The following is a 13,928-nucleotide window of genomic DNA, read 5'->3' on the forward strand; positions in this document are numbered from 1 at the left end:
ATACTAGCATATTTCTTTATTATAATAGTATAATTAGCACTCGATGAAGATGAGTGCTAATAGAACGGATTAGAGTTAATAATAAAATATATTACATTGAGGTATAGGAGGTTTTTTTATGAATATTAGACCACTTGGTGACAGAGTTGTTATTAAAAGACTAGAGGCAATAGAAACTACAAAGAGCGGAATTGTCTTAACGGGAGCAGCTAAAGAAAAGCCACAAGAAGCTGAGGTTGTTGCAGTAGGACCAGGAACAGTTTCTCACGGAAAAGAAATAAAAATGGAAGTAAAAGTAGGAGACAAAGTATTATTCTCTAAATATTCTGGAAATGAAATTAAATTTGAGGATCAAGAGTATATAATTTTAAAACAAGAAGATATATTAGCGGTTATTGAATAATAAATTTAGATTAATAGTAGGAGGGTTATTATGGCAAAGAGTATTTTATTTGGTGAAGAAGCAAGAAGATCAATGCAAAGAGGGGTAGACACTCTTGCAGATACAGTTAAAGTTACATTAGGGCCAAAGGGAAGAAATGTAGTATTAGATAAAAAGTTTGGATCACCACTTATAACTAATGATGGTGTTACTATAGCTAGAGAAATAGAACTTGAGGATGCATATGAAAATATGGGAGCTCAACTAGTTAAAGAGGTAGCTAATAAAACTAATGATGTAGCTGGAGATGGAACAACTACTGCAACAGTTTTAGCTCAAGCAATAATAAGAGAAGGATTAAAAAATGTTACCGCAGGCTCAAATCCTATGTTAATAAGAAACGGTATCAAATTAGCAGTTGATAAAGCTGTTGAAGAGATTAAAAAACATTCTAAGCAAGTAGACGGAAAAGAAGATATAGCAAGAGTTGCAGCTGTTTCAGCATCAGATGAGGAAATAGGAGCATTAATTGCTACAGCTATGGAAAAAGTAGGTAATGAAGGTGTTATTACTGTTGAAGAATCTAAAACTATGGGAACAGAACTTGATGTAGTTGAAGGAATGCAATTTGACAGAGGATACTTAAGTGCATACATGGTAACAGATACAGATAAGATGGAAGCTAATTTAGATGATCCATATATATTAATAACAGATAAGAAAATAAGCAATATACAAGAAATATTACCAGTTCTTGAGCAAATAGTTCAGTTTGGTAAGAAATTGTTAATAATTGCTGAAGATGTAGAGGGAGAAGCAATAGCTACATTAGTAGTTAATAAATTAAGAGGTACATTTACATGTGTAGCTGTTAAGGCTCCAGGCTTTGGTGACAGAAGAAAAGAAATGCTTCAAGATATAGCAATACTTACAGGTGGAACAGTTATTTCTGAAGAATTAGGCCACGATTTAAAAGATACTACAGTAGAAATGCTTGGAAGAGCTGAAAGTGTAAAAATTTCTAAAGAAACAACTATAGTAGTTAATGGTAGAGGAAATAAAGCTGATATAGACAGTAGAGTTAACCAAATTAAAAAGCAAATAGAAGATACAACTTCTGAATTTGACAGAGAAAAATTAAATGAAAGACTTGCGAAGCTTGCAGGGGGAGTAGCTGTAATCAAAGTTGGAGCTGCTACAGAAACAGAATTAAAAGAAAGAAAACTTAGAATAGAAGATGCTCTTGCAGCTACAAAAGCAGCAGTTGAGGAAGGAATAGTAGCTGGTGGTGGTACAGTATATATTAATGCTATAGAAGCGGTTTCTGAATTGACATCTGATATATCAGAAGTTCAAGTTGGTATAAACATCGTTAAAAAAGCATTAGAAGAGCCATTAAGACAAATAGCTACAAATGCTGGAGATGAAGCTTCAGTAATAGTAGAAAGAGTTAGAACTTCAGGTGTAGAAGTTGGATATGATGCTTTAAGAGGAGAATTTGTTGATATGATCAAATCTGGTATAGTTGATCCAACTAAGGTTACTAGAAGCGCATTACAAAATGCAGCATCAGTAGCAGCAACATTCTTAACAACAGAGGCTGCAGTTGTAGATATTCCTGAAAAGAATCCAGCACCAATGGGTGGAGCTCCAGGAATGGGAATGGATGGAATGTACTAGAATTAAATACAAGAAAAGAGTACTCATAGATGGGTACTCTTTTTTTATGATTATATATTGAAAAGACATTGTGTTAACGAGATAGCACAATGTCTTTTATCATAATAGAAATAAAATTGAAACAATATAGATAAGTTGTAATTAAGTTTCTACATTATTGAAATCTATATAAAGGAAGAATTTAAATGTGTCGTTACCTATATTTGATATAAGATTAGAAAACTAAATTAAAATAATTTACATAATATACAGAATATGTAATAATATATAATACACAGGCTGATGTATATAAATTTATAATTAGTTATAAAGTAATTGATTATGAATTTAAATGGAGTAGGTGTATTTCGGCTATTTTTTTATGCAAAATCATAAATAAAATACAATAATGAAATTCAAAATATAAATTTAAATACTATAGTTAAAATAAAATTAAGGAGAGTAAGTATGGAGATTATAGTTTTCATATTTGGAATTGTAATAGGAAGCTTTTTGAATGTATGTATTTACAGGATTCCTAAGGAGGAATCTATAGTATCTATGCAATCCCATTGCAGAAATTGTGGAACACAGATAAAAGTGTATGACTTAATACCTATATTAAGCTATGTATTGTTAAAAGGAAAATGTAGAAATTGTAAAGTAGCGATATCTTATATATATCCATTAATTGAATTAGTTACTGGAGTTTTATTCCTTTTGATATATTTAACCTATGGATTTTCATTTTTAGCTTTTAAATATATAGTTTTAATTTGTTTTTTAATTGTTATTAGCATTATAGATTTTGAAACTAATTACGTATATTCAAATACAACGTATTTAGGTATTATACTAGGAGTAATTTTTATAGTAGCAGAGGCAATCTTATTAAAGAGTTCCTTTATAAATTATTTACTTGGAGGATTTATAGGAGGAGGCCTCATTGCATTAATAGTTTATACAGTTGGAGGAATGGGTGAAGGGGACATAGAGATATGTGCACTTTGTGGAATTTTTCTGGGATGGAAGTATACATTAATAATGCTTTTTTTAACTTTCATAATAGGAGCCATTATAAGCATGATATTAATAGTGTTTAAACTAAAAAATAGAAAAGATTATATACCCTTAGGACCATTTATATTTATATCAGTGATAATAACTATTTTTTCAGGATTAAAGATATGGAATATGTATATTTTATAATATTAATAAATATCAAAAGCATGGGGTGAAGAGTTATGGCTATTTTAGTAACCGGTGGTATGGGATATATTGGAAGTCATACATGTATAGAAATTCTTAATGAAGGTAATCAGGTTATAATAGTGGATAATCTTTCTAATTCAAAATATGAAACAGCTAGTTGTATAGAAAAAATTACAGGTAAAAATGTTAAATTTTATGACACTGATGTTTTGAATGAAAAAGATTTGGAATCAGTTTTTGAAGAAAATGAAATTGAAGCTGTTATTCATTTTGCTGGATTGAAATCAGTAGAGGAATCAATTTTATTACCACTTAAATACTATAACAATAATATGGTAGGGACTATTACACTTTGCAGAGTAATGAACAAATATTCTTGTAAGAATTTAGTTTTCAGTTCTTCGGCTACAGTATATGGAACCAGTAATATATCACCGCTTGTAGAGGAAATGCCGCTTTCTGCCACAAACCCATATGGAAGAACAAAGCTTATGATTGAGGAATTTTTAAGAGATTTATATATATCTGACAATCAGTGGAGCATTATACTGCTACGATATTTTAATCCTATAGGAGCTCATAAGAGTGGATTAAATGGAGAAAATCCGAAAGTTATACAAAATAATCTTCTTCCACTTATTGCAAATGCTGCAATAGGTCAGCAGACTCATCTTAATATATATGGAAATGATTATAATACTTCTGATGGTACATGCATACGAGATTATATACATGTTTGTGATGTTGCTAATGGTCATATTAAAGCATTGAATAGAATTAGAAATAATAAAGGCATTGAAGTATATAATCTAGGAACAGGTGTAGGTTATAGTGTTCTTGAAGTAATTAAAACCTTTGAAAAAATCAGTGGACTTAATATAAAGTATGAGTTTACATCACGAAGATTAGGGGATATAGCCATTAGTTATGCGGATACTAAAAAAGCTAAGGAATTACTGGGATGGGAATGTAAATATAATTTGGAGGATATGTGCATGGATTTATGGAATTTTATAAAAAAAATTTAATTTATTATTGAAATTTAATGATAAAAGTAATGCATTTTATAATACGTCCAAAAATTTACAGGTAACCAAATCAAAATTAATCCTTGACAAAGCATGGCCATTTAAATAAAATAGATGTAATAAATACATTGATACTATAAAAATTTAATATTATATATATTTATTTCTCATATATACCTTGAATATGGCAAGGAGTATCTACCGGAAACCGAAAATTTCTGACTATGGGTAAAATAAGGTGTGTTAATTGTTTAATTGGGCATGCTAGTTTTACTTATAGGATTAATTTAATCTATATGAGAAACCTAGCATTTTTTGTTTGTAGATTTAAAAGTTAATAAGAGTTAAATATATAATTACTGAAAGAGAGGGTGTTTTATTATGGCAAAGATTTTAAAGCAAGCGTACACATTTGATGATGTTTTATTAGTTCCAAATAAATCAGAAGTACTTCCTAAAGATGTTACATTAAAAACAAACTTAACTAAGAAGATACAATTAAACTTACCACTTATGAGTGCTGGAATGGATACAGTTACTGAATCTAAGATGGCAATTGCTATGGCAAGAGAAGGTGGAATAGGAATTATACATAAAAATATGTCAATAGAAGCTCAAGCTAGTGAAGTTGATAGAGTTAAAAGACAAGAAAATGGAGTAATAGTTAATCCTTTTTCTACTGGAAGAGAAAATACTATTCAAGACGCAATGGATATAATGTCTAAGTATAGAATATCAGGGGTACCAGTTACTGAGAATGGAAAATTAGTTGGTATAATTACTAATAGAGATATAGTTTTTGAAACAAATTATACGAAAAAAGTAAGTGAAGTTATGACTAGTGAGAATTTAATAACTGCACCTGAAGGAACAAGTATAGATGAAGCTAAGGCAATACTTGCAAAACATAAAATAGAGAAACTACCATTAGTAGATGGTGAATTTAATCTAAAGGGACTTATAACTATAAAAGATATAGAAAAGGCAGTTAAATTTCCTAATGCTGCAAAAGACCAAGGTGGAAGATTACTTTGTGGAGCAGCAGTTGGAGTTACTAAAGATTTAATGGATAGAGTAGATGCATTGGCAGCAGCTCATGTAGATGTTATAACTATAGATACTGCTCACGGACATTCAAGAGGAGTTTTAGAAGCGGTTAAGCAAGTTAAAGCTAAATATCCAGAACTTCAAATAATAGCAGGAAATGTAGCTACAGCAGAAGCTACTAAAGATTTAATAGAAGCAGGAGCAGATTGTGTAAAAGTTGGAATAGGACCTGGTTCTATATGTACAACTAGAGTAGTAGCTGGAGTAGGAGTACCTCAACTTACAGCGGTTATGGACTGCGTAGAGGAAGCAGAAAAGTATGGTGTTCCAGTAATAGCTGATGGAGGATTAAAATATTCTGGAGATGTAGTTAAGGCATTAGCAGCAGGAGCTAACATTTGTATGATGGGTTCATTATTTGCTGGTTGTGAAGAGGCACCAGGAGAAGTTGAAATGTATCAAGGAAGAAGCTATAAAGTATATAGAGGAATGGGTTCCTTAGGAGCTATGGCTAATGGAAGTAAGGATAGATATTTCCAAGAAGATAATAAAAAATTGGTTCCAGAAGGTGTTGAGGGAAGAATTCCTTACAGAGGAACTGTGGTAGAGACTATTTACCAATTAATTGGTGGTATTCGTTCAGGAATGGGATATTTGGGAGCAGCTACTTTAAGAGACCTATATGAGACTGCAAATTTTGTAGTTCAAACTTCAGCAGGGTTTAGAGAAAGCCATCCTCATGATATAGTAATAACTAAGGAAGCTCCAAACTATAGTGTAACTCAATAATCTATAGTAGAGCTAATATTTAAAGGAGGCTAAATCTATGAGCAGAGAATTAGTATTGGTAGTTGACTTCGGAGGTCAATATAATCAATTAATAGCAAGAAGAGTTAGAGAAAATGGAGTATATTGTGAAATAGTTCCTTATACTATTTCAGTAGATAAGATAAAAGAATTAGATCCAAAAGGAATAATATTCACTGGTGGCCCAAACAGTGTTTATGGAGAAGGTGCACCAAGAGTTGAGAATGGAATATTTGAACTTAACATTCCTATCCTTGGAATATGCTATGGAGCTCAATTGATGTCTCATACTTTAGGTGGAGTAGTTAAAACTGCACCAGTTAGAGAGTATGGAAAGACAGAAGTTAATTTAAATGAAAATAATTCATTATTTAGTAACATAGAAGAAAATCAATGCTGGATGAGCCATACAGACTTTATAGAAAGTGCACCACAAGGCTTTGAAATCATAGGAAAAACAGATCAATGTCCAATAGCTGCAATGTGCAATGAAGATAAGAAACTTTATGGAGTACAGTTCCATCCAGAGGTTGAACATACTCTATTCGGAAAACAAATGCTTAAAAATTTCTTATATAATGTATGTAAAGTAAAGGGCGATTGGTCAATGGCTTCTTTTGCAGAAGAAAAAATTAAGGCAATTAAAGAATTAGTTGGAGATAAGAAAGTACTTTGTGCATTATCAGGAGGAGTAGATTCTTCTGTAGCAGCGGTACTTGTTCATAAAGCAATAGGAAAAAATTTAACTTGTGTGTTTGTAGATCATGGGTTACTTAGAAAAGATGAAGGAGATCAGGTTGAAGAGATATTTAGAAAAGGCTTTGACATGAATCTTATAAGAGTTAATGCTCAAGATAGATTCCTTGGAAAACTTAAGGGAGTTTCTGATCCAGAGAGAAAGAGAAAAATCATTGGAGAAGAATTCATAAGAGTATTTGAAGAAGAATCAAACAAACTAGGTGAAATAGATTTCTTAGTACAGGGAACTATTTATGCTGATGTAGTAGAGAGTGGAACTAACTCTTCAGCTACTATAAAGAGCCACCATAATGTTGGAGGGTTACCAGAGGACATTACCTTTGAGTTAATAGAGCCACTAAGAGAATTATTTAAAGATGAAGTTAGAGCAGTGGGAGAAGAGATTGGAATTCCACATCACTTAGTATGGAGACAGCCATTCCCAGGACCAGGCCTTGCAATAAGAGTGCTTGGTGAAGTTACTGAGGAAAAACTAGAGATAGTTAGAGAGGCTGATGCAATATTTAGAGAAGAAGTAGCTATAGCAAATCTTGAAAGCAAAATATGGCAATACTTTGCATGCCTTCCAAACATCCAATCTGTTGGGGTTATGGGAGACGAAAGAACCTACTGCCATACAGTAGCACTAAGAGCTGTTACGTCTTCAGATGGAATGACTTCAGATTGGGCAAGAATCCCATATGAGGTGCTAGATAAGGTGTCTCGTAGAATTGTAAATGAAGTACAAGGAATAAACAGAATTGTTTATGATGTAACTTCTAAACCACCTTCAACTATTGAGTGGGAATAAAATAGACAAATTAGCTATTAACATTTAACACATGTTAAAATAGAATCACACCCAAAACTAAAAAGACAAATAGTTATCATGTATACATGATAACTATTTGTCTTTTTTGCTTTTATAATATCTAAGTGTTTTGAATAATATATTAAAGTATAACTATTCATGTAAGATTTAGAAGAATAATGGTATAATGTTACTGAATATCTATATAATATAGCTATAAACTTTAAAATAATATATTTATATAAATTTGGAGGTTTTAGAATGAGTACATCCATAAGTTTAAATATAAAAAATTTAGAGACCTTTGTGCCTAAAGAATATATAAAAAATTTAAAAGAATCAATTAGTAATAGTCATGATATATTATATGAGGGAATTGGAGCAGGTAATGAGTTTCTAGGATGGATGGATTTACCTGAAACTTATAATAAAGATGAGTTTGAGAGAATAAAAAAGGCCAGTAAAAAAATACAAAGTAACTCTAAGGTTCTTATTGTAATAGGAATTGGGGGATCATATTTAGGGGCAAGGGCTGTAATAGAAGCTTTAAATCATAGTTTTTTCAATAATTTATCAAGTGAAGTTAGAAAGGTTCCAGCGGTATATTTTGCAGGAAATAATATAAGTTCTACTTATCTTTCTCATCTAATTCAACTAGTTAAAGATGAGGATTTTTCTATTAATGTTATATCTAAATCTGGAACTACCACGGAACCAGCTATTGCATTTAGAATATTTAAAGAGCTTTTAGAAAATAAATATGGAAAAGAAGAAAGTAAAAATAGAATATTTGTAACCACAGATAAGGAAAAGGGTGCATTAAGGAAATTAGCTGAAAAAGAAGGTTATGAAACTTTTATAATACCAGATGATGTGGGAGGAAGATTTTCAGTGTTAACACCAGTAGGATTACTTCCAATTGCAGTATCAGGCGTTGAGATAGAAGAATTATTAGAGGGAGCAGCAATAGCAAGAAATAATTATGCTTCAAGAGAGATTGAAGATAACCCTTGCTATGAATATGCAGCAGTAAGGCATCTTTTATATGAGATGGGGAAAACTACTGAAATATTGGTAAATTATGAACCATGTCTTCAGTATTTTGGTGAATGGTTTAAGCAATTATATGGAGAAAGCCATGGAAAAGATGGAAAGGGTATATTCCCTGCATCAGTAAACTTTTCTACAGATTTGCATTCCATGGGACAATACATTCAAGATGGAATGAGGAATATTTTTGAGACCGTAATCAATGTAGAAACACCAAAGGTTGATATAACTATTAAGAATGATGAAGAGAATGTAGATGGATTAAATTTTTTATCTGGAAGAACTATTGACTTTGTAAATAAAAAGGCTATGGAGGGAACTCTACTAGCGCATGTAGAGGGAGGAGTGCCTAATATAGTTATAAACCTTAAAGAACTTACGCCTAGAGCTTTAGGTGAGTTGATTTATTTTTTTGAAAAAGCATGTGCCATAGGAGGATATTTATTGGAAATAAATCCATTTAATCAAGAAGGGGTAGAGGCATATAAGAAAAATATGTTTGCTCTACTTGGAAAACCTGGTTATGAAGAACTGCAAAAAAGTCTAAATGAAAGATTAAAGGAATAGAGTATGAGAATTATAGTAGATGGTGATGGATGTGCAGGAAGAGACATAATAGAAGAAGTGGCTAGAAATAACGAATTAGAGCTGATAATTTACTGTGATATTAATCATGCAATCCATAGTGACTATGCACAAGTGATTTATGTGGATAGTGGATTTCAAACGGTAGATATGAAAATTGCTAATGAAGCTACGGTGAAGGATATTATAGTTACACAAGACTATGGGGTTGCGGCCATGGTTTTAGGGAAAAAATCTTATGCCATAAGTCCTGCAGGTCATATATATTCAAATAATAATATAGATAAATTACTATTTGAAAGACATATGTCTGCGAAAGCTAGGAGAAGTGGAGCTAAAACCTCGAAACATAAGAAAAGAAATATAGAAGATGATGAAAGATTGAGAAATGGGTTAATAAAGCTAATAAATTGTAGTAACATATAGAAATTTATTAACGTAAAATTAAAGGATATGAAGCCTCTTTGAAGAATAATTTTTCAAAGAGGTTTAATTTTATAGTTAAGCCTATTTGTCTAATGTAAAAAATAAAGTAAGTAGTATAAGGAACAATAAATTAAAACAGGATAATCTTACAATAAATTCTGTTACATAATATGGAAATATAGTATAATAAAAGATAGTGAGTTAATGATAGCATATTCTTGGTGTATTGCGGGGGTGGAAGGATATGAATGAGATGATTATTGGGACAAACTTACCAAGTCCTCAACAGAAGCATAAGGAAGTAAAAATTTATATAGAAAATAAGATAAGAGAAGACTTATTATATAGATTTGTAGTTGGATATGATGGGGTTTGGGAAACAATAAAAGATTTTAGTAGGGATAACTATGCTCTATGGAAGCCAGAGAATGACGGTAAATATATAATTTTGGTATTGGCAAAAAAAGAAGATAGTAAAAGGTCTCATGATTTTAACTCTAGGACTGATTTTATAATAGGATCAGTAGAAGAAAGCTTAATTAAAGATATAGAGATTAATAGTTCCAATATAAAGATAGGTGAAAAGTTAGAGATTAATGTAATAACCAGTAGACTTCCTATTATGTGCAGATATTGGATAAAGGAAGATTATAAATGGAACTTGATAAGAGACTATAATATGGATACACTACTTAGTTTTACTCCAAAATGCGAGGGGAGATCAGAATTGTTAGTAGAGTGTAAAGATGAAAAATCATCGAATCAATTTGATGATTTTAAAACTGTGGAGTTTAATGTTAGTCCTATGGAGAAAACAAAGATAACAGATTTCCAATGTCTCACAGAGGAAATCGTTATAAACAATGAAATATTTTTTGAGGTAACTGCTTCTTGTGATGATAAAATGAACTTAATTTATAAATTTATGAAGATTTATGAGGATGGTACTATGGAGGTAGTACAGGACTTTTCTAGTAAGAGACTGGTGAGTATATATGAAAAAAAACCAGGAAAATTTCGACTCTTATGTATAGTTAAAGATATGTATTCTCCAAATAGTTATGATGATAGAGCAATAATGCATTATACTGTGGTGCCTTATAAGCCAGTTAAAATTTTAAGTTTTACATCAGATTTAAGTTCACCACAAATAAATGGTACTCCAATAGAGTTTAAATGTATATGTTCTGGGGGACAAAATTTATTTTATAAGTTCATTATTGATGGAAATGCAAGTGAAAGCTCAAAGTATATAAGCAACGGCAGCTATAAATGGACACCTAAGCAATGTGGAGAATATAGAGTAGAAGTATTGGTAAAAGATAAGAGATGTGCTGAGGATTATGAAGATAAGTCGGTGATAGAATTCTCCATAGATGAAGATTATACTAGGGGAATATCCATAGAAGAAATTATTTTAGATAAGAGAAAAGATTTATTGATAGGGGAGCCTTTAAATATTAAAGTTAATTCAAGGGGTGGAAGAGAACTCTTATATGAATTTATAGTATTGAAGGAGGATGAAGAAGTAGAGGTATTTGAATATAATGAAAAAGACTTTATAGATTTCATACCAGAAGAAATAGGAAAATATGAAATTGAAATTAAAGTAAAACATCCTCGTTCTAAAAGAGAATACGATGCTCATTCAGTAATTTATGTAGAGTGTAAAGAGTTCATTCCAGCAAAAATAGACTATGTTCTATGGGATAACAAAGATTATTATCTTATTGGAGAAGAAATAATCTTCGAGGTTGTTGCTGAGGACACAAAAAATACTTTAGCAGAATATAAAGTAAATATAAATGATAGAGAAGTAGAGGAAACAGAATTTTCAAAGAATAAGAAACTTAAAATTAATCCTAAATGCAGCGGAGTATATACTATAGAAATATATTGCAAAAATTTGTGGAGTACTAATAAATATGACTCTAAGAAGGTAATAAGGTTTAAAGTTCTAGATGGTCCACCTTTAACTAATTGCAGAGTATATTTAGATAAAGATGAAGTGAAGCAAAATGAAGCAGTTAATGTAACCGCAGACTGTGATGGTGGAAAAGATGTTCTCTATGAATTTTATTTAATGGAAAAAAAAGAATGGAAATTAATACAAAAATATAGTAAAAAGAATTATTATACATTTATTCCCTTTCACAAAGGCTACTATAAAATAATAGCCCTATGTAAAAATAATTATTCTAATTACGCCTATGAGGATTATTCTACTTTAGAAATGGAGATTATGTAAATTAACGTCAGTAGTTGTTGAAATTGGATGAAAAATTCAATATAATATTAATATAAGAGAAACAGTAGATTACAGCAAAAAATAATTCTTCATTTATATAAAAAGTAAGCATAGGTTTGGAGGACAGAGTTAATGGATTATAATAATATAGGGGCTTATGGAATTAATGATTATATTGTTCAATATTTAAGTTCAAATACAAATAGTGGCGGAATAAATGATGGAGATAAAAGTTTATATGCACAAGGATTAGGTTTATTAAACAGTAATACATCTGAAGACATGGGTGATGTAGAAAAACTTATGCTTCTAAGCATGGTATCATCGGCATTTGGAAGCGGAAGTAGTGAGGGGGATAATAATTCTCAAGCTTTTAGTGTAATGATGAGTTCTCTCTTAAAGGCACTAAATGAAAAAGAGCAACAAACTCAAATGGCTATAGATAAAAATGTAGATTTTGATGGAGTACATATCAATAATTTAAATTTGAGATCAAATATCGTTAGCCAAACTCCAGTAAATAATAATAAGAGTGATGGAGAAAGAATTGAAGAGGCTATAAAAACATCTTCTAAAAAGCATGGAATAGATGAAGAACTAATAAGAGCAATTGTAAAGATAGAGTCTGATTTTAATCCTAAAGTGGTTTCATCAGCAGGTGCCATGGGCCTTATGCAACTTATGCCAGAAAATGTACGACATTATGGAGTAAGTGATCCTTTTAATATAGAGGAGAATATAGATGCAGGAACAAGGCATATAAAAGATTACTTAGAGATGTTTAATAATGATTTAGATATGGCATTAGTAGCATATAATTTTGGACCAGGAAATATGAGGAAAAGAGGAATAACTGGTTCAAGCGATTTTTATAAGTTGCCAACGGAAACAAAGAATTATTTAGTTAAAATTGGAAAATACTATAGTTAAACAAGAGCTTGACCTCATAGGAAAAATTTCTATGAGGTTTTTTAAATTAAGGCTTTGTTCTAAAATCAACAAACATTTAAAATAAAGTCTAAATTAAAGATAGTATAGAGGATTAATATGTATTACCAATATAGAACTTGTAAAAAATAATTATATAATAACTAAAAAATGAATTTATGTGTTAAAATACGGAGAGATAATATTATATGAGAGTCATAAAATAATGATTTAAACATGCTTTATGAAATGAAAGTGAGGATTTTAGATGGAACGTTTAGATAAAGTATTAGCTAATATGGGTTATGGAACAAGGAAAGAAGTTAAGGTCCTTTGTAGGAGAGGGGAAGTATTAGTAGACGGAGAGATTGAAAAAGATAGTGCAGCAAAGATTAATCCAGATACAGCTATTATAGAAGTAAGAGGAGAACAGCTTAACTATAGAAAACATGTATATTTAATGCTCAATAAGCCAGATGGAGTAGTTAGTGCAACTTTTGATAATCATGATGAAACTGTAATAGATTTATTAGATCCAGAGTATCAAGTCTTTTCACCATTTCCAATAGGAAGATTAGATAAAGATACAGTAGGACTTCTTCTTATAACTAATGATGGAGACTTAAATCATAAATTAATAGCACCTAAAAATCATGTAGATAAGGTTTATTATGCGGAAATAGATAAATCTGTAGATGAAAAGGATATAGAAAAATTTAAAAATAGAATAACCTTGGATGATGGATATTTATGTATGCCAGCAAAACTTGAGGTATTAAGCTCTTCAGAAGATGGAGCTGAGATATTAGTGACTATACAAGAAGGAAAATTTCATCAAGTTAAGAGAATGTTTGAGGCAGTAAATAAGTCAGTAATATATCTAAGAAGAATTAAGTTTGGACCTTTAGATTTAGATGAAAATCTTCAAGAGGGACAATATAGAGAACTAACGGATGAGGAAGTAGAAATTTTAAAAAGTCTTTAAATGTAGAATATATAAAAATTAAC

The 13,928-nt window shown here is 30.7% G+C and carries 11 protein-coding genes and 1 riboswitch; all 11 genes read left to right on the plus strand.

Annotation, left to right across the window (positions count from 1 at the left end; genetic code table 11):
- Positions 1 to 118 precede the first annotated feature (118 nt).
- Positions 119 to 403: a co-chaperone GroES gene (gene groES, locus ACI48Q_RS14600; RefSeq protein ID WP_474919849.1), complete on the plus strand. Its 285-nt coding sequence runs from the start codon at positions 119 to 121 to the stop codon at positions 401 to 403.
- Positions 404 to 433: 30 nt separating this feature from the next.
- Positions 434 to 2,062, plus strand: a complete 1,629-nt coding sequence (gene groL / locus ACI48Q_RS14605; protein WP_474919850.1) for a chaperonin GroEL — start codon at positions 434 to 436, stop codon at positions 2,060 to 2,062.
- A gap of 447 nt (positions 2,063 to 2,509) precedes the next feature.
- A complete protein-coding gene (locus ACI48Q_RS14610) occupies positions 2,510 to 3,250 on the plus strand; it encodes a prepilin peptidase (protein WP_474919851.1) in 741 nt (246 codons plus the stop codon).
- Positions 3,251 to 3,285: 35 nt separating this feature from the next.
- On the plus strand, positions 3,286 to 4,281 hold the full coding sequence (galE, locus tag ACI48Q_RS14615) for a UDP-glucose 4-epimerase GalE (protein ID WP_474919852.1): 996 nt from the start codon (positions 3,286 to 3,288) through the stop codon (positions 4,279 to 4,281).
- A gap of 147 nt (positions 4,282 to 4,428) precedes the next feature.
- Positions 4,429 to 4,526: riboswitch (purine riboswitch) on the plus strand.
- A 136-nt stretch (positions 4,527 to 4,662) separates the two neighbouring features.
- A complete protein-coding gene (gene guaB, locus ACI48Q_RS14620) occupies positions 4,663 to 6,117 on the plus strand; it encodes an IMP dehydrogenase (protein ID WP_474919853.1) in 1,455 nt (484 codons plus the stop codon).
- Between the two features lie 37 nt (positions 6,118 to 6,154).
- The gene (gene guaA / locus ACI48Q_RS14625) at positions 6,155 to 7,684 is read left to right on the plus strand and encodes a glutamine-hydrolyzing GMP synthase (RefSeq protein WP_474919854.1); all 1,530 of its coding nucleotides are present in this window, start codon (positions 6,155 to 6,157) and stop codon (positions 7,682 to 7,684) included.
- A 261-nt stretch (positions 7,685 to 7,945) separates the two neighbouring features.
- Positions 7,946 to 9,301: a glucose-6-phosphate isomerase gene (locus ACI48Q_RS14630; protein WP_474919855.1), complete on the plus strand. Its 1,356-nt coding sequence runs from the start codon at positions 7,946 to 7,948 to the stop codon at positions 9,299 to 9,301.
- Positions 9,302 to 9,304: 3 nt separating this feature from the next.
- Positions 9,305 to 9,745: a YaiI/YqxD family protein gene (locus ACI48Q_RS14635; protein WP_474919856.1), complete on the plus strand. Its 441-nt coding sequence runs from the start codon at positions 9,305 to 9,307 to the stop codon at positions 9,743 to 9,745.
- A 244-nt stretch (positions 9,746 to 9,989) separates the two neighbouring features.
- Positions 9,990 to 11,993: a triple tyrosine motif-containing protein gene (locus tag ACI48Q_RS14640; RefSeq protein WP_474919857.1), complete on the plus strand. Its 2,004-nt coding sequence runs from the start codon at positions 9,990 to 9,992 to the stop codon at positions 11,991 to 11,993.
- Positions 11,994 to 12,125: 132 nt separating this feature from the next.
- Positions 12,126 to 12,923 (plus strand): lytic transglycosylase domain-containing protein, encoded by a 798-nt coding sequence (locus ACI48Q_RS14645; protein ID WP_474919858.1) that lies wholly within the window; start codon positions 12,126 to 12,128, stop codon positions 12,921 to 12,923.
- A gap of 265 nt (positions 12,924 to 13,188) precedes the next feature.
- Entirely contained in the window at positions 13,189 to 13,905 is a 717-nt protein-coding gene (locus ACI48Q_RS14650) for a pseudouridine synthase (protein WP_474919859.1), read from the plus strand.
- Positions 13,906 to 13,928: the final 23 nt, after the last annotated feature.

This window comes from Clostridium sp. LXY-7, from assembly GCF_056172015.1.